The organism is Marinomonas rhodophyticola (assembly GCF_026113935.1).
Taxonomy (GTDB): domain Bacteria; phylum Pseudomonadota; class Gammaproteobacteria; order Pseudomonadales; family Marinomonadaceae; genus Marinomonas; species Marinomonas rhodophyticola.
This window is the reverse complement of record NZ_JAPEUL010000007.1, coordinates 1,118,190-1,134,783: the sequence shown is the minus strand read 5'-3', so window position 1 is coordinate 1,134,783 and position 16,594 is coordinate 1,118,190. Positions and strand designations below refer to the sequence as shown.

The 16,594-nt window shown below is 45.8% G+C and carries 18 protein-coding genes and 2 pseudogenes; 8 read left to right on the top strand and 12 right to left on the bottom strand.

The window, feature by feature from the left end; genetic code table 11:
• The 5 genes from ONZ52_RS14295 to ONZ52_RS14275 form a co-directional block, all read right to left on the bottom strand.
• A partial coding sequence (locus tag ONZ52_RS14295; protein ID WP_265219366.1) for an Ig-like domain-containing protein occupies positions 1-207 on the bottom strand: 207 nt, incomplete at its 3' end.
• Positions 194-520: an Ig-like domain-containing protein gene (locus ONZ52_RS14290; protein ID WP_265219363.1), complete on the bottom strand. Its 327-nt coding sequence runs from the start codon at positions 518-520 to the stop codon at positions 194-196. The genes ONZ52_RS14290 and ONZ52_RS14295, both read right to left, overlap by 14 nt.
• Complete coding sequence (locus ONZ52_RS14285) at positions 507-1,457, bottom strand: Ig-like domain-containing protein (protein WP_265219365.1); 951 nt, start codon at positions 1,455-1,457, stop codon at positions 507-509. Before ONZ52_RS14285 ends, ONZ52_RS14290 begins: the two co-directional genes overlap by 14 nt.
• The gene (locus tag ONZ52_RS14280; protein ID WP_265219363.1) at positions 1,444-1,770 is read right to left on the bottom strand and encodes an Ig-like domain-containing protein; all 327 of its coding nucleotides are present in this window, start codon (positions 1,768-1,770) and stop codon (positions 1,444-1,446) included. Before ONZ52_RS14280 ends, ONZ52_RS14285 begins: the two co-directional genes overlap by 14 nt.
• On the bottom strand, positions 1,757-5,116 hold the full coding sequence (locus tag ONZ52_RS14275; protein WP_265219362.1) for a retention module-containing protein: 3,360 nt from the start codon (positions 5,114-5,116) through the stop codon (positions 1,757-1,759). Before ONZ52_RS14275 ends, ONZ52_RS14280 begins: the two co-directional genes overlap by 14 nt.
• A 264-nt stretch (positions 5,117-5,380) precedes the next feature.
• Between ONZ52_RS14275 and ONZ52_RS14270 the strand changes: the two genes are divergently transcribed.
• Together ONZ52_RS14270 and ONZ52_RS14265 are read left to right on the top strand one after the other, a co-directional pair.
• Positions 5,381-5,872: a universal stress protein gene (locus ONZ52_RS14270; RefSeq protein ID WP_265219361.1), complete on the top strand. Its 492-nt coding sequence runs from the start codon at positions 5,381-5,383 to the stop codon at positions 5,870-5,872.
• Between the two features lie 4 nt (positions 5,873-5,876).
• On the top strand, positions 5,877-6,230 hold the full coding sequence (locus ONZ52_RS14265; protein WP_265219360.1) for a universal stress protein: 354 nt from the start codon (positions 5,877-5,879) through the stop codon (positions 6,228-6,230).
• A 90-nt stretch (positions 6,231-6,320) separates the two neighbouring features.
• On the opposite strand, the gene ONZ52_RS14260 is transcribed toward ONZ52_RS14265, so the two are convergent.
• Positions 6,321-6,782 carry an NfeD family protein gene (locus tag ONZ52_RS14260; RefSeq protein ID WP_265219359.1) on the bottom strand — a complete coding sequence of 154 codons (462 nt, stop codon included), beginning with the start codon at positions 6,780-6,782 and terminating at the stop codon, positions 6,321-6,323.
• A gap of 2 nt (positions 6,783-6,784) precedes the next feature.
• The gene (locus tag ONZ52_RS14255) at positions 6,785-7,723 is read right to left on the bottom strand and encodes an SPFH domain-containing protein (protein ID WP_265219358.1); all 939 of its coding nucleotides are present in this window, start codon (positions 7,721-7,723) and stop codon (positions 6,785-6,787) included.
• A 184-nt stretch (positions 7,724-7,907) separates the two neighbouring features.
• On the opposite strand from ONZ52_RS14255, the gene ONZ52_RS25425 reads away from it, so the two are divergent.
• Positions 7,908-8,129, top strand: a complete 222-nt coding sequence (locus tag ONZ52_RS25425) for an AraC family ligand binding domain-containing protein (RefSeq protein ID WP_428981171.1) — start codon at positions 7,908-7,910, stop codon at positions 8,127-8,129.
• Positions 8,098-8,730, top strand: coding sequence for an AraC family transcriptional regulator (locus ONZ52_RS14250; protein WP_265219428.1), 633 nt, complete (start codon positions 8,098-8,100; stop codon positions 8,728-8,730). Before ONZ52_RS25425 ends, ONZ52_RS14250 begins: the two co-directional genes overlap by 32 nt.
• Before the next feature lie 4 nt (positions 8,731-8,734).
• Here the strand turns inward: ONZ52_RS14250 and ONZ52_RS14245 are convergent, their stop codons facing one another.
• On the bottom strand, positions 8,735-9,643 hold the full coding sequence (locus ONZ52_RS14245; protein ID WP_265219357.1) for a LysR family transcriptional regulator: 909 nt from the start codon (positions 9,641-9,643) through the stop codon (positions 8,735-8,737).
• Between the two features lie 154 nt (positions 9,644-9,797).
• On the opposite strand from ONZ52_RS14245, the pseudogene ONZ52_RS14240 reads away from it, so the two are divergent.
• From ONZ52_RS14240 to ONZ52_RS25420, 4 genes and pseudogenes are all read left to right on the top strand, one after another.
• Positions 9,798-9,974: pseudogene (locus ONZ52_RS14240) on the top strand (gamma-butyrobetaine hydroxylase-like domain-containing protein); the annotation flags it as partial.
• A gap of 105 nt (positions 9,975-10,079) precedes the next feature.
• On the top strand, positions 10,080-10,859 hold the full coding sequence (locus ONZ52_RS14235) for a TauD/TfdA family dioxygenase (protein ID WP_265219427.1): 780 nt from the start codon (positions 10,080-10,082) through the stop codon (positions 10,857-10,859).
• 13 nt (positions 10,860-10,872) lie between these two features.
• Positions 10,873-11,493, top strand: coding sequence for an HD domain-containing protein (locus ONZ52_RS14230; RefSeq protein WP_265219356.1), 621 nt, complete (start codon positions 10,873-10,875; stop codon positions 11,491-11,493).
• A gap of 53 nt (positions 11,494-11,546) precedes the next feature.
• Positions 11,547-13,141, top strand: a pseudogene (locus ONZ52_RS25420) (BCCT family transporter).
• Positions 13,142-13,224: 83 nt separating this feature from the next.
• Here the strand turns inward: ONZ52_RS25420 and ONZ52_RS14220 are convergent.
• The 4 genes from ONZ52_RS14220 to ONZ52_RS14205 form a co-directional block, all read right to left on the bottom strand.
• A complete protein-coding gene (locus ONZ52_RS14220; protein ID WP_265219355.1) occupies positions 13,225-14,127 on the bottom strand; it encodes a threonine aldolase family protein in 903 nt (300 codons plus the stop codon).
• The gene (locus ONZ52_RS14215) at positions 14,094-14,294 is read right to left on the bottom strand and encodes a beta-eliminating lyase-related protein (RefSeq protein WP_265219353.1); all 201 of its coding nucleotides are present in this window, start codon (positions 14,292-14,294) and stop codon (positions 14,094-14,096) included. The genes ONZ52_RS14220 and ONZ52_RS14215 overlap by 34 nt, the downstream gene beginning before the upstream one ends.
• A 92-nt stretch (positions 14,295-14,386) precedes the next feature.
• Positions 14,387-15,007 (bottom strand): GNAT family N-acetyltransferase, encoded by a 621-nt coding sequence (locus ONZ52_RS14210; RefSeq protein ID WP_265219351.1) that lies wholly within the window; start codon positions 15,005-15,007, stop codon positions 14,387-14,389.
• A gap of 127 nt (positions 15,008-15,134) precedes the next feature.
• Positions 15,135-16,277 (bottom strand): GNAT family N-acetyltransferase/peptidase C39 family protein, encoded by a 1,143-nt coding sequence (locus ONZ52_RS14205; RefSeq protein WP_265219350.1) that lies wholly within the window; start codon positions 16,275-16,277, stop codon positions 15,135-15,137.
• Positions 16,278-16,594: the final 317 nt, after the last annotated feature.

Here is a 16,594-nt window from a genome sequence, read left to right as displayed (position 1 = left end):
CAAGGTCACGGTATCGCCTTCTGCGATGTCGCCACCTGTTGCTGTACCTGTCACGGACACTGTGCCAGCCGCTTCGCTCGCGTTGATCACGTCATCAGATGTGATCGCATTCACTGTCACCGTACCCGCTGTCGCGGCAAGGTCAACCGTATGAGTTGAAGAACCTGTTGTATCGACTGTGTTGCCCGCGGCATCAGAAGACGTCACGACCGCATCGAGACGCCGTATCCGCGGCAAGGTCAGAACCCGCTACGTCTACAGACCATTCGCCGTTTTCATCCACTGCGGTTGTGTAAGTCTTGCCGTTGATCACCAAGGTCACGGTATCGCCTTCTGCGATGTCGCCACCTGTTGCTGTACCTGTCACGGACACTGTGCCAGCCGCTTCGCTCGCGTTGATCACGTCATCAGATGTGATCGCATTCACTGTCACCGTACCCGCTGTCGCGGCAAGGTCAACCGTATGAGTTGAAGAACCTGTTGTATCGACTGTGTTGCCCGCGGCATCAGAAGACGTCACGACCGCATCGAGACGCCGTATCCGCGGCAAGGTCAGAACCCGCTACGTCTACAGACCATTCGCCGTTTTCATCCACTGCGGTTGTGTAAGTCTTGCCGTTGATCACCAAGGTCACGGTATCGCCTTCTGCGATGTCGCCACCTGTTGCTGTACCTGTCACGGACACTGTGCCAGCCGCTTCGCTCGCGTTGATCACGTCATCAGATGTGATCGCATTCACTGTCACCGTACCCGCTGTCGCGGCAAGGTCAACCGTATGAGTTGAAGAACCTGTTGTATCGACTGTGTTGCCCGCGGCATCAGAAGACGTCACGACCGCATCGAACGCCGTATCCGCGGCAAGGTCAGAACCCGCTACGTCTACAGACCATTCGCCGTTTTCATCCACTGCGGTTGTGTAAGTCTTGCCGTTGATCACCAAGGTCACGGTATCGCCTTCTGCGATGTCGCCACCTGTTGCTGTACCTGTCACGGACACTGTGCCAGCCGCTTCGCTCGCGTTGATCACGTCATCAGATGTGATCGCATTCACTGTCACCGTACCCGCTGTCGCGGCAAGGTCAACCGTATGAGTTGAAGAACCTGTTGTATCGACTGTGTTGCCCGCGGCATCAGAAGACGTCACGACCGCATCGAACGCCGTATCCGCGGCAAGGTCAGAACCCGCTACGTCTACAGACCATTCGCCGTTTTCATCCACTGCGGTTGTGTAAGTCTTGCCGTTGATCACCAAGGTCACGGTATCGCCTTCTGCGATGTCGCCACCTGTTGCTGTACCTGTCACGGACACTGTGCCAGCCGCTTCGCTCGCGTTGATCACGTCATCAGATGTGATCGCATTCACTGTCACCGTACCCGCTGTCGCGGCAAGGTCAACCGTATGAGTTGAAGAACCTGTTGTATCGACTGTGTTGCCCGCGGCATCAGAAGACGTCACGACCGCATCGAGACGCCGTATCCGCGGCAAGGTCAGAACCCGCTACGTCTACAGACCATTCGCCGTTTTCATCCACTGCGGTTGTGTAAGTCTTGCCGTTGATCACCAAGGTCACGGTATCGCCTTCTGCGATGTCGCCACCTGTTGCTGTACCTGTCACGGACACTGTGCCAGCCGCTTCGCTCGCGTTGATCACGTCATCAGATGTGATCGCATTCACTGTCACCGTACCCGCTGTCGCGGCAAGGTCAACCGTATGAGTTGAAGAACCTGTTGTATCGACTGTGTTGCCCGCGGCATCAGAAGACGTCACGACCGCATCGAGACGCCGTATCCGCGGCAAGGTCAGAACCCGCTACGTCTACAGACCATTCGCCGTTTTCATCCACTGCGGTTGTGTAAGTCTTGCCGTTGATCACCAAGGTCACGGTATCGCCTTCTGCGATGTCGCCACCTGTTGCTGTACCTGTCACGGACACTGTGCCAGCCGCTTCGCTCGCGTTGATCACGTCATCAGATGTGATCGCATTCACTGTCACCGTACCCGCTGTCGCGGCAAGGTCAACCGTATGAGTTGAAGAACCTGTTGTATCGACTGTGTTGCCCGCGGCATCAGAAGACGTCACGACCGCATCGAACGCCGTATCCGCGGCAAGGTCAGAACCCGCTACGTCTACAGACCATTCGCCGTTTTCATCCACTGCGGTTGTGTAAGTCTTGCCGTTGATCACCAAGGTCACGGTATCGCCTTCTGCGATGTCGCCACCTGTTGCTGTACCTGTCACGGACACTGTGCCAGCCGCTTCGCTCGCGTTGATCACGTCATCAGATGTGATCGCATTCACTGTCACCGTACCCGCTGTCGCGGCAAGGTCAACCGTATGAGTTGAAGAACCTGTTGTATCGACTGTGTTGCCCGCGGCATCAGAAGACGTCACGACCGCATCGAACGCCGTATCCGCGGCAAGGTCAGAACCCGCTACGTCTACAGACCATTCGCCGTTTTCATCCACTGCGGTTGTGTAAGTCTTGCCGTTGATCACCAAGGTCACGGTATCGCCTTCTGCGATGTCGCCACCTGTTGCTGTACCTGTCACGGACACTGTGCCAGCCGCTTCGCTCGCGTTGATCACGTCATCAGATGTGATCGCATTCACTGTCACCGTACCCGCTGTCGCGGCAAGGTCAACCGTATGAGTTGAAGAACCTGTTGTATCGACTGTGTTGCCCGCGGCATCAGAAGACGTCACGACCGCATCGAACGCCGTATCCGCGGCAAGGTCAGAACCCGCTACGTCTACAGACCATTCGCCGTTTTCATCCACTGCGGTTGTGTAAGTCTTGCCGTTGATCACCAAGGTCACGGTATCGCCTTCTGCGATGTCGCCACCTGTTGCTGTACCTGTCACGGACACTGTGCCAGCCGCTTCGCTCGCGTTGATCACGTCATCAGATGTGATCGCATTCACTGTCACCGTACCCGCTGTCGCGGCAAGGTCAACCGTATGAGTTGAAGAACCTGTTGTATCGACTGTGTTGCCCGCGGCATCAGAAGACGTCACGACCGCATCGAACGCCGTATCCGCGGCAAGGTCAGAACCCGCTACGTCTACAGACCATTCGCCGTTTTCATCCACTGCGGTTGTGTAAGTCTTGCCGTTGATCACCAAGGTCACGGTATCGCCTTCTGCGATGTCGCCACCTGTTGCTGTACCTGTCACGGACACTGTGCCAGCCGCTTCGCTCGCGTTGATCACGTCATCAGATGTGATCGCATTCACTGTCACCGTACCCGCTGTCGCGGCAAGGTCAACCGTATGAGTTGAAGAACCTGTTGTATCGACTGTGTTGCCCGCGGCATCAGAAGACGTCACGACCGCATCGAACGCCGTATCCGCGGCAAGGTCAGAACCCGCTACGTCTACAGACCATTCGCCGTTTTCATCCACTGCGGTTGTGTAAGTCTTGCCGTTGATCACCAAGGTCACGGTATCGCCTTCTGCGATGTCGCCACCTGTTGCTGTACCTGTCACGGACACTGTGCCAGCCGCTTCGCTCGCGTTGATCACGTCATCAGATGTGATCGCATTCACTGTCACCGTACCCGCTGTCGCGGCAAGGTCAACCGTATGAGTTGACGTTGTTGTTGCACTGTAAGAGTTGCCCGCGCTGTCTTGCCCTGTGACACTGGCTTGGAAAGAAGTATCTTGAGCAAGGTCAGAACCCGCAACTTCGACACTCCAAGTTTTATTCGCTAAAACAACCGCAGTATAGAGCGTGCCGTTAATGGTCATTGAAACAACATCGCCAGCGGATGCATCAAAACCAACTCGACCGGAAACAGTAACGTTACTTTCGCTTTCTTCTGCATTAATAATATCATCAGAAGTAATACTATTGACGCTAATACTTGCTCTGGAACTTGTTTTAACGAGGTAGCTTTCTGTTGTATCTGTTGTTCCTTGTTGTCCAATATTATTGGAAACAACAACACTGGCTTCAACAATACGATCTGAATCAGCGGATAGGTCTGACCCTGCCACATCAACAGACCAAGTGCCATCACTCTCTACCTGTGTTTCATAACTAACACCATTGATAACAAGAGTAACAACACCACTTTCAAATGCATCACCCGTAACCGTGCCCGTGATCGTAACAGTAGCGTTGCTCTCAGCAGCATTAATAGTACTGTCTTCCGTAATAGGATCGATATCAAGGTTAACAAGCAAAGCGCTTTGATCCACGGTATGCGTCGAAGTACCAATGCTCTCAACTGTGTCACCAGAGCTATTACTAGAAGTTACAACCACATCAAATTCGGTATCCGCAGCCAGATCAGAGCCTGCAACGCCAACCGACCAAGTACCAGTAGCACTGACGGTCGTGGTGTAAGTCGTTCCATTGATCACTAATACAACTTGATCACCTTGAGCAATATCACCGCCAGTCGCCGTACCAGACACGGTAATGGTACTGGTTGCTTCGGTCGCATTAATCATGTCGTCGGAGGTGATAGAATTAACCGTCACAGTACCAGCAACGGCTGCAACAGGAGATGCTGTTGTTGAGGTTGTCTCAGAGGATGTTGTTGAGGTTGTCTCAGAGGATGCTCTGTTTGAACTAGAAGGAGCGGAGTATTGGTTTTGTCCTGTTTGTCCGCCGCTACCGTTGTCTGTGTCATAACCATATGTTGGTAATACACTAGAGGTATCATTACCAAACGTAGGCAGTGCGCTGTTGTCATTTCGATCAATATCAACATCGACACGTTGTTGTTCGAAGCCTTGCGCTTCACCTGCCGCAGGTGCATCCTGAATAAGCGTCGGGTCATCACCCGCTAAAATCGCTTCTTGCAAGGCATCGACATCGGCAGAAGAGTCTGCAACAAGGTCAGCGTTATCACCACTGTTGTAAACTTCATCAGTGATTTCAACCACAGCATCATTACCAATGACAACCTCTGTACCATCAATAAATGCAATAGCCGCGCTGCCGTTAGCTCCAGTAATGACGGTTTCTCCAAAGAAAATCGGATCCCCGATTTTAACCACTCGCTCTTGCCCATCAATCGATTGAACAGTAACCGATCCGCTTAATTTTGTAATAAAGCCGATCGCGTTACCTAGTGTTGCAAATGAAACTTGACTGTCGCTCATGGTATTTTCCCTAGAAAAGAAGTCTTTAAAAGAGCCTTAAAAAAGACGCAATAATTTTATGATTACCCACAAGATAGGAGATTAATAACAAGGCCGCTATTGTACCTTGGTACAGTCTGGGTATTTTTTATTCATCTCGAGCAAGACAACACAGCTTCAGTCTTATTTCTAAGCGGTAAAAACACTGCCTATGAACTATTCTTATTAATGATGCTGATAAAGCCCTCACAAATAGGCTTTAGAATAAAGACAAGGAGCATAATTATGACAAACATAATCGCCTGTATTGATGGATCCTCTTTATCTGAGCACGTCACTACAGCCTCAGTTTGGGCTGCAAAACAAATGGGATCACCGTTAATATTGCTACATTCTTTAGAAAAAGAAGCCAACAGATCCGATGAGGATTTATCTGGTTCAATTGGTCTTGGTAGTCGAGAGCATCTGCTCGATGAACTGGTTGCTCTTGATGAAAAGCGAGCTAAACTTGCGTTGGAACATGGCAAACTGGTGCTCGAAAACGCCAAAGACTTCGCGCAAAACGCAGGCGCGAAGCAAATTGCATTACTCCAACGTCATGGAGACCTAGTCGACAATTTACTGCATTTAGAGGACGAAACACGTCTTATCGTGGTTGGACGCCTTGGTAGTAACCATACCATGGACGCCCATACCATTGGCTCACATATAGAGAGAGTCGCTCGAACATCACATCGTCCCATTCTTATCAACGTAGGAAAATTCACCCCCTCGTAATTTTATGATTGCTTATGATGGTCGAGAAGCAGCCGATAATGCCATCTCGCGTATTGCACAAAGCCCGCTATTAATTGGATTACCCTGCCACTTGGTCATGGTAGGAGAAGAGACGCCAGAAAGGCGCCAGAAATTAGATGAAGCGCAGCAAATTCTTGAAGAAGAAGGTTTTGAGGTAATCGCTTCTATTAAACCGAGCAAAATTTACCCTACATTAACCCTGTACAAAGAAGAAAATCAGATAGAATTGATGGCAATGGGAGCTTACGGCCATTCAAGACTACGGCAGTTTTTCGTAGGCAGCAACACCAGTAAAATGATTATTGAAAGTGATATTCCTTTGCTCATCCTTCGTTAATCCATCGCCATCGGGCGAAAGCCATATGACAAAAAAAGCGTCAAGTGAGACATTATCCACTTGACGCTTCTTGAGAAAAACAAAAAACTGTTACTTCAAATCAATCGCTTTGATATGCAATTTACCGACTTCAGCCTCAGTCACTTCGACTTTCGTTCCGGCTTCAATGAACTCTTCACTGACCAAAGACCATTCCACACCAGAATAGCGATATTTAGGCGACTGAGTAGGTGACACTGATTCCGTCAAAAAGAACTGATGATCCGCAAATTCGCTTTTGGCTTTTTTTGTACTCACCTTAGATTGCATGTGCTTCATTGGCTTCCACAAAACCAATGCTGCCACCACCGTAATCACGCCAGTGCTCAACGAAGCACTCAACAAACTATTTGGCAATATTTCAATATAAACCAAAGCACCTGTTGCCATGGCAGCCAAGCCAACAAAGAACAACACAAAGGTAGAAAACCCCAGCACTACCACTTCAATGGCTAGTAGAATCAAACCAACAATAAACAAGCTTTGGGCCAGATTATTGGCAATGATGTCCATAACTAGCTCCCTTTCGACATTTTCTGAATAATCGTCATCGCTTGAGCAACCACCGCCGATGCTTCTGTCGCGCCATCCGGCAACAAGACCACGGACGATTCCTCTGCAATGGCGTGCTTCGCCTCAATGGCTTTGGTTGCCAAATCTAATTGTATGGCTTTTTGACCGGCTTCTGTATTGGCCGCTTCACCAACCTGACGCAATGCCTCAGCCTGGGCTGAAGCGACGGCAACAATGGCTTTCGCCTCACCTTCAGCACGTAACACTTGTTCTTCTTTATCCGCTTCTGCCGCCAAAACCACAGACGCTTTTTGACCTTCAGCACGGTTAATCGCCGCTTGACGATCCCCTTCCGACTCCAAAATCTGCGCACGTTTTACGCGTTCCGCTTTCATTTGAGCTTCCATTGCTTCCATCACAGATTGTGGTGGAACAATGTCTTTTATTTCGTAACGCAACACTTGAATCCCCCAAGGGCCTGCCGCATCGTTAATCGACGCCACAATATTGGTATTCAGCACATCGCGCTCTTCAAACGTTTTATCCAATTCCATCTTACCTAACTCAGAACGCATGGTCGTTTGCGCCAACTGAGTAACAGCGAAGACATAATTCTCTACGCCATACGTTGCTTTATAAGGGTCTAATACACGGAAATACAATACGCCATCAACACGCAAAGAAATATTATCCTTGGTAATAGCGCTTTGCTCAGGCACATCCACCGCCTGCTCTTTTAAGGTACGATCGGCAGAAATACGATCAATAAAAGGAAAGATAAAATTCAACCCTGCTTCTTTTGTGGATTGGTACTTCCCAAAACGCTCAATCACATACGCCTGATTCTGCGGTACAAACTTGATTGAGGTTTTTAACAGCACAACCACCAGCACAAGTACCAGAGTCTGAACGCTCAATATATAGCCAAATAACTCTTCCATAACAATGAATCCTTAATTTTCAAAACATACCCGACTTAATTTCCTTTCCATGATGCTATGAATCACCACGCACAAAAATACAAGCGGAACGACAAATTTATCGCTACCATAAGTAAGCACTGTTAAGGGACAAAAGTCACCAATAATACGAGATTAATCAAAGAAACAATGAGACGTTTGTACGATGTCGAGCAATGAATCCTTTCGCTATCAACACATTGAAGAGTTACCCGGCCTTGTCATCAGCGCAGCCACCCTCACTGAGTTTCATTTTCAGCCGCACTATCACTTGGACTACCACATAGGGCTTGTGACTCAAGGCACTCAGCATCAAAAAGTTCAGCACAAAATTCTAGACTTAATTCCTCGGACAAATTTGCCTAATGCCACCCGGCGAAGTACATGACGGCGCTGGTCGGGATAAAACAACACGCCATTTAAAAACTTTCCGTGTTCCACCAGAGTTAATGCAAGCCGCCTTGCTTGATAGCCAAAATAGAGAAGCACACCTTCAACTGGCACCGTCATTAATTACACAACCCACACACAACGATACGTTTTTACAGCTCATTCAAGCATTCGATCCAAGCCAATATACCAGCCAGCTTCACAAAGACACATTATGGACCAACGCGCTGTCAAACTTACTACTTGCGGCAGAGAAAAAATCACTTACTCAAGAAACATTTGGCCTAACGAGTACGCAATTACAAACCATTAGAGAATATTGCGAAGCCAACTTATCCAGCAAAATATCACTCAACAACCTCGCGGAATTATGCGAACTAACGCGTTTTCAATTTATTCGACGCTTCCAAAAACAAACAGGATTGGCCCCACATGCTTGGTTAATGCGGTTAAGGTTGGAGCGGGCTTGCGCCCAATTAGCAAAACAGAATGCGATGATTACCGACATCGCCACTGATGTCGGTTTTTATGACCAGAGCCACTTCAACCGAGTATTTAAGCAGGCCTTTGGCGTAACCCCATCAAACTATCGAGATTAACTGATTATTTACTTACCTCATTAATAAACCAGTCAACGACCAACCCTATTGTTGCGGTAGATTTATAGTCAGAACAAATATGATAACCGCGTCTTGGTGACTTAAGGACCGGATTGAGTGCGATCAGTTTTCCTTCCTTAATTTGTCTATCTAACAAACCTCCCCACCCCAGACAAATGCCTTGTCCAGCAATGGCCGCCTCCACAACAAGTGGATAATTTTGATAACAAAAAGTAATAGGCTGATCCGAAATACAAACACCTAAAGTAGACGCCCAGTTAAACCAATTTATCCACCTAGGATCATTTTGATCTTTATGCAAAAGTGGCAGCGACCTGAGGTCTCCCAATGTTTTTCCTGGGAAGAGGTTTAATTTTTTTGCCAAGTCTGGGGAGCATACCGGAAACACCTCTTCTTCTATAAGTAATTTCTCAAACTTATACTGCCCCAATTCATTACAAAAATGAAACGAGATGTCAGAATTCAACAAAAGCATATCCTGCTTGCTATTCGTAGGACGAATTTCAAACAAATAATCGGGAAACTCTCGTTGTAATTCAGTCAACCTTGGCATCAACCAATAAAAAGCAAAACCGAAATAAGCACTAATAGACACTTTTACCTTTGTCTCAACCAAGCTAGATCTTATTGTTTCTAACGAAGACAAAAGCGGTCCTAAGCCATTTCTCATCTCCTTATAAAATTTTTGGCCTGCATCAGTTGCTACCACTGGTTTCTTAGATCGATCTAGTAAAACCCCTCCAACATATTCCTCTAACGCTCGAATACGTTGGGAGACTAACGGCTGAGTGATTCCTAATTCTTCAGCCGCGCTAGTCATTGAGCCTTTTTTTACAGTCATCTCAAATGCAATAAGTGCCGAGATGGATGGAAAGTCAGTTTCTTTTATCATTAGAGTTTCGCATGTTATCTATTAGAGTTTAAGCCTGCCTTGTAACCGTAATAAAAGAGATACTTCCCCTTACACAAAAGAGGGGCAAATATGAAACAAGTAACCTTTTTCAGTTAACAAAGATAATAATGCTCTATTCAGCAATTTTGATGGGGAAACCACTGAATTGCACGCTTTATGGCTACGAGAACGCTGCCAAGACGAACACAATTTAGACAAAGTAACCAAACAACGTCTTTTCGATCCACATCAGCTTCCCGAAGACCTTTGCATTAATCACATAGAGTTTATATCAGAAAATAAACTAAGAATATCATTTAGCGACGGTTATACAGGAACTTATGACATTAGAGAATTCTATGCAGATTTTGACTATTGGGATGGGACTCCTGCGACAACATCATGGTTAAGTGATGTTGATAAATCTATCTTCTATGTGGAATATGAAGATCTAAAATCCCCAACTGGACTCTTTAAAGCACTAGAAACTTTTTTAGAGTATGGTCTCGTTATCATAAATGGCGTGCCTGAACGTCCTGATGCAGTGCTAGAAGTGGCTGAGTTTTTTGGGCACGTGCGTCAAACCAACTTTGGGAAATACTTTGAAGTATACACACGGCCAGACTCAAACGATTTAGCATATCGCTCAATATCTCTTGGGGCACATACAGACAACCCTTATCGTGATCCAATGCCTGGTGTTCAGCTACTGCACTGTATTCAAAATGAAACCACTGGCGGCCTATCCACACTAGTTGATAGTTTAGCGGTTGTTGAGCAATTACGTAAAGAAGACCCTCATGGTGTTGAATTACTTAGCAAAATACCAGTTAGATATCGTCACTTCGACCAAGATGTCGACCTTATCGAACGACGCACCATGATTCAGCTAGATTCAACTGGACGAGTCGAAGGGGTCGCCTACAGTCCTAGACTAGATTTTCTACCTCTACTAAAACCAGAAGAACTGAAAGTCTTCCATCGTGCACGTCAAAGGTTAGGACAATTATTCTCTAACCCACGCTTTGAATGGCGTTTTAAGTTGGAGCCTGGTCAGCTTCAAATGTTTCACAACACTCGTGTATTACATGGTCGTACCTCTTTTGATCCCAATGAAGGATATCGACATTTACAAGGTGCCTATATTGACCTTGATGAGTTCAAAGGACGCTATATCGCCCTCAAAAAAAAAGCTCTTAGCATGAACAAGCAATAAGCAGGAGAAATAAATGCACAAAGTACAATTCCGCCAAATGAAAGATGGCACAAAAGAAGAATATGAATTTTTAGAAAAACACGAGAGCGAATACGCTGCTGGTTTACCTGATCGCATTCTTACTGCTCTCAGAAATCTTGAAAATACCCTATCGGGTTATCAGGTTTCCAGACTAGAACATTCCTTACAAACAGCAACAAGGGCCGAAGCAGATGGAGCAGATGAAGAAATGGTGCTTGCAGCCCTTATACACGATATAGGAGATGACCTTTCACCATATAACCATTCTCAACTTGCCGCCTCGATCATACGGCCATACGTACGACCAGAAGTAACTTGGATTATCAACCAGCACGGTTTATTTCAAAACTATTACTACATCCACTTTTTTGGTGGTAACCCAAATGAACGTGACTATCTTAAGGATCACCCTTGGTACCAAAAGTGTGTTGAGTTTTGCGAAAAATGGGACCAAGCATCATTCGACCCAGATTATCCAACCAAACCTTTAGAATACTTTGAGCCATTAGTTCGTAAAATTTTCTCAAGACCCGCTTTTTCTAAACAATATGTAGGCTCCCAAACCATGGGAAAAAGTTCAATTGATATCGCTATGTCAGGAGTAAGTGCATAAAAAGAACGTTCGGCTAACCTGGTCGTTTTAATAACTAAAAAGAGAGAATCACAATGGAACAAACAGATAATGACAAGCTCAAAAAATCATCAAAAAACAGGTCGCTAGATTACACAACAAACTACAAAGCGGGACAAGATAACGTCCGTTTTCTAGGTTTTGATATTCATAACCCTGTATTTAGCACAAGCGCTTTATTAATGGCCATTTTTATAACTTTCACTTTACTCATGCCCAGTAAAGCAAATGAAATATTAATAGCCTCTAGAACTTGGGTAATTAATAACTTTGATTGGTTTTTTATGATTTCCGTGAATGCCATCGTACTATTCTGTATTGCAATTGCAGCCTCCCCTCTAGGGAAAATTAGATTAGGGGGAGACAGCTCAAAAGCAGAATTCTCAACCTTTTCTTGGTACTGCATGTTATTTGCATCTGGTGTCGGCATAGGGCTGCTTTTCTGGGGCGTTGCAGAGCCTGTTGCCTATTATACAGATTGGTACGGTACTCCATTAAATGTAGAAGCACGAACACCTGAAGCAAAAAATCTTGCTCTATCTTCCGCTCTATTTCATTGGGGTATTCATGGTTGGGCAACGTTTGGAATAGTAGGCCTTGCTCTGGCTTTCTTTAGTTACAATAAAGGCATGCCATTTACCATTCGTTCTGCTTTCTACCCTATTCTAGGCGAGAAATGCTGGGGAACAATGGGCAATATCATTGACATATTAGCCGCTATTGCCACGGTCTTTGGTCTGGCAACATCACTTGGTCTTGGCGCACAACAAGCAGCAAGTGGCTTAAATTACTTATTTAACATCCCAGATACCACAACAACACAAGTTATTGTCATTATACTAATCACAATAATTACTTTTTTTCTATTATCAGAGGAATGGATAAAGGCGTTCGTTTTTTAAGTAATTTGAATATTATCTTAGCCATTGTTTTGCTAGCAATAGTACTCGTTATCGGTAATACATTAGGATTACTTCATTCCATAGGAAATACGTTTATTTCCTATGGAAAAGAAATACTCCCTCTATCTAATTGGATAGGCCGTGATGATTCTACTTGGTTCCATGGATGGACTATCTTTTATTGGGCTTGGTGGATTAGCTGGTCACCATTTGTTGGTATGTTCATGGCACGTATTTCTAAAGGACGTACCATTCGAGAGTTTTTCCTTGCAGTGTTTATCGTTCCATCGATCTTCATCGGTATCTGGTTTGGCATTATAGGCGGTACAGGAATAGACCTAGTAGAAAGCAATAGTGGTGAATTAGCTAATGGTATTTCAAGCGTATCCCTTGCGCTCTTTCAAATGTATGGTGAATTACCAATGTCTGGTTTTTTATCGGCTTTATCTATTGTACTGCTAGTCATATTCTTCGTCACTTCTGCAGACTCTGGGGCTATCGTAATTGATAGCATTGCCTCAGGTGGTAAAGTTGATACCCTGGTACGCCAAAGAGTATTTTGGGCATCAATGATTGCACTAATTGCCATTGGATTGCTGGTCGGTGGAGGTTCGCAAGCATTACAGGCACTTCAAGCTGGCGTTGTCACCACAGGACTACCCTTTGCTGTCATTTTAATCATACTCTGTTATAGCTTACTTAAAGGGCTGATGTCAGAAATGAAATAAAACAATTATAAAAAGGCTATTTTCCAACACAGAAATCAGTTGGGAATAGCCTTTTCCCTTAGCAACTTAATAAAAGCGAACACCTAGTAAAGCAGAGAGAATCGTCTAGCACTGTCAATAAAAGCCTCCACACCCGCTTTTGGCGTTTGGAATGAAGTAACCAGACGAATAACGCCCTCTTCCCAGCGCCCAGTATAAAAGCCAAAACCTTCCGCCTGAAGATGTCGCATCATGTCCAAAGGCAAGGTACAAAACAGCATGTTCGCCTGAGCTGGCGTATTAATTTTTACACCAGGAACGGTTTTCAAACCTTCCTGTAATAAAGCCATCATGGCATTGGCGTGGGTCGCATTACGTCGCCATTCATCGTTGCTTAAATAAGCCATCATTTGCGAGGAAACCACACGCATTTTTGATAATAAATGACCACCACGCTTACGACGATAAGCCAACTCTTGCGCCACTTTATTACTGTCTATGCCCTTGCTTTCGAATGACGATTTGAAAACAACAATCGCCTCACCAGTCATCACACCATTCTTGGTCGCCCCAAAAGACAAAATATCAATACCCGCTTTCCATGTCATTTCTGCTGGGGTACAACCTAAGGCCAACAAAGCATTGGCAAAACGTGCACCATCCATATGAACAGGAAGACCAGCCACTTTTGCCACATCCGTAATGGCTCTAATTTCCTCTAATGAATAGACACTGCCCACTTCCGTCACTTGTGACAAGCTAATCACAGACGGCTGACAAGAATGCACATCACCGATTTTTTGAGCCACCAGTTTTTGCAGCTGAGCTGGATCCATCTTCGCGTCAGCACCACCAATACCAACAAAACGTGCACCACTGGTATAAAACTCCGGCGCAGTACATTCGTCATTCAACAAATGGCTTTCAGAGTGACACAACACACTGCCCCAAGGCGGGGTCAATGCTGCTATACTCAACACGTTCGCCGCCGTTCCAGTCGATACCAAAAAAACATCCACATCGCATTCAAAAAATCCGACAACATACGTGTTACTTGTGCCGTACCATCATCGCCACCATAAGGCATCGCATCACCCTGCGCGGCTTCCATCATGGCTTTAAATACGGCTTCGGACGCACCTGCCATGTTGTCACTAAAAAAAGCACACGTCATAAAATTCTCCTTACGACTCAATGTCCTGTAATGAATTAGACCATAACAAGTCTAAAGAAGGTTCACTTGTATTTTTGTGCAATAATGAAAAGCTAACGCTCTTCGCTTTCTTGCTCTAGACTTCTTTGCTTTAGCCACTCTTTTTTCAAGATGGCGTACTGGTAGGTATTTTCGTATTTAGGCGTGCCATCGTCATGATTAACAAACGTCACAAACTCCATGAAACAACCTTCTTGACGCATGCCCAGTTTTTCACACAAAGCTTGAGAGCGATGATTATCGTCTTCCACATAAGCGTAAATGCGTCTGACATTTTTTTGCTGAAACAAATACTCAAATAAAGCGGCTGCGCTTTCATAAGCATAACCTTTGCCTTCGAATTGAGCATTGAAATTCCAGCCAACCGAGTAGGTATCTGCCTCAACAGGCTCTAGAGCTTGAACAGATAACCCTTTAGCCTCTTCTAGCATGAACTTTTCTTCAGGGTAGAGAAACAGATCGCCAATCACGCGCCCAGTGTCTTTTAAACAGACTGCCAAGTGGTTATTGCTTTTGCTGCGTTGCTCTGCATCGGCTCTCGCCTCGTCAAGACTATTCAGTTTTTCATCCAGAAAACAATTAGCACGGGGGTCAGCAAGATAGTCAAATAATGCCTCAGCATCGCTTGGAAGAAAGTTGCGGAGTATCAGTCGAGGGGTGGAAACATACTGCATAAGGTCGCCTACTCTGTATTGGCAAGCAGACGCGAACCAATACCTTCATCGATAAAACAGCCTATCGGCTAAATGTGCCAACAGTGTAACGTGAGCTTCAGTCAAAACCAATAACGGCCAAAACACCTTATGGTTTTGGCCATAGCACAACAGTGGCTTGTAAACGACTTTGCCCAAAGCGCGACATTTTCTCAAACTCATCACGAGCAATGGGTACAAACTGGCAATCTAATGGGCTTGGCGGATCATCAGGCAATTTTTTATCATCATCTAAATCAGGGTCGTGCACTAAAATACAATGCTCATCGTAACCCGACATCACCACCCAATGAGGAGATTTTTTACCGTCCATCCTAAAGGTGCTAATCAGGATAATCGCTAAGGCACCATCATCAAATGCTTCGATCAACTGAGCCAAGGGCATCGCACTGTAGTGCAAGGGAACACCAACCTCATCACATTGTTGGGCGAAACTTTCATGTACGCGAGTAATGACGCTTTTTTTCAGCTCGTTACGCACGCTGTCGACAAACAGCGGTCCCTCTTCACTCAGCCAAACGTCCGCTGACAAACCGCGTTTCTTCGCCGCCAACGCCAACCCCATAGGATGGCAACCGCCATGACCAGAGGTCATAAAGATCGTCGTGGCCTCACGCCAAATCTCTAATTCATCGTTTGGTGTTGCTTGATAATCCGCATGTAACGCCGACAGCACCATTTGCAAAGAAGCGGGTCCGCAAGTAAATGGTGTACCTTGTGCTAACCAAGGCATAGCTCGCGTGGTTTGCTCGCTACCCGCATGACGCAAACGTTTTTGCATACGAATCGCATCCGTTTGGTCTTCATAATAGGCATCGTAGTGGCCAAATTCCTTATAGCCCATTTTCTGATACAGAGCGATGGCATTATGATTCACATCACTAACTTCTAAGCGCAGTAACATCTTACCTTTCTTGAGGGCTTTTTTCTCACATGCTTGAATTAGCAACTTACCAATTCCAAGACCTCGTGCGTCAGGCGAAACGGCAAGGGAATACAAACGTGCCAAACGAGTACCTTGACGAAGGTGTAACAGGGCATAACCTAAAAGTTCGCCTTCTTCTTGGTGTGCAACAAATAAAGCTGAGCCGGAACTGGTAATCGCATGACGAAAGCTACGACGACTCAAACGGTCACCGGAAAACGACTTACTTTCCAAAATAAGCAGAGCTTTTAAATCGTCTAAACTGGCTAAACGTATCTCAATATTTGCAGAAGTACTGGTGCTCATGACATCGTCTCAGAGGGGCAAAAAGCCATTAGGGCCATCCAATGGCTGATCATTCAAACCCAAGCAGAATAGAATAAGCCAACCAATGAATAGAGGAATTTTCGCGCATTCTAGGGCGAAACTTATGTAAAAGATAGCAAAAGATAGACCATTTTTTTCCTAAAAAGACTTTTTATTTTTTTATATTAGTCTATTGTTAAAACAGTAAAACAAGCGCACTATCCGCACAAATTCAGGGTGTATAAAACCACCAAAACGCCTTAATACTAGGCTATGAAGCGCGTTAACGCGCTATTTTATAAGGAAAAATAAAGCCA

Coding starts and splice junctions, on each gene's coding strand:
- ONZ52_RS14260 (WP_265219359.1), bottom strand. CDS start 6,782: ATGGACATCATTGCCAATAATCTGGCCCAAAGCTTGTTTATTGTTGGT.
- ONZ52_RS25425 (WP_428981171.1), top strand. CDS start 7,908: ATGTCGAGCAATGAATCCTTTCGCTATCAACACATTGAAGAGTTACCC.
- ONZ52_RS14245 (WP_265219357.1), bottom strand. CDS start 9,643: ATGATAAAAGAAACTGACTTTCCATCCATCTCGGCACTTATTGCATTT.
- ONZ52_RS14210 (WP_265219351.1), bottom strand. CDS start 15,007: ATGCAGTATGTTTCCACCCCTCGACTGATACTCCGCAACTTTCTTCCA.
- ONZ52_RS14265 (WP_265219360.1), top strand. CDS start 5,877: ATGATTGCTTATGATGGTCGAGAAGCAGCCGATAATGCCATCTCGCGT.
- ONZ52_RS14255 (WP_265219358.1), bottom strand. CDS start 7,723: ATGGAAGAGTTATTTGGCTATATATTGAGCGTTCAGACTCTGGTACTT.
- ONZ52_RS14230 (WP_265219356.1), top strand. CDS start 10,873: ATGCACAAAGTACAATTCCGCCAAATGAAAGATGGCACAAAAGAAGAA.
- ONZ52_RS14270 (WP_265219361.1), top strand. CDS start 5,381: ATGACAAACATAATCGCCTGTATTGATGGATCCTCTTTATCTGAGCAC.
- ONZ52_RS14205 (WP_265219350.1), bottom strand. CDS start 16,277: ATGAGCACCAGTACTTCTGCAAATATTGAGATACGTTTAGCCAGTTTA.
- ONZ52_RS14215 (WP_265219353.1), bottom strand. CDS start 14,294: ATGACGTGTGCTTTTTTTAGTGACAACATGGCAGGTGCGTCCGAAGCC.
- ONZ52_RS14275 (WP_265219362.1), bottom strand. CDS start 5,116: ATGAGCGACAGTCAAGTTTCATTTGCAACACTAGGTAACGCGATCGGC.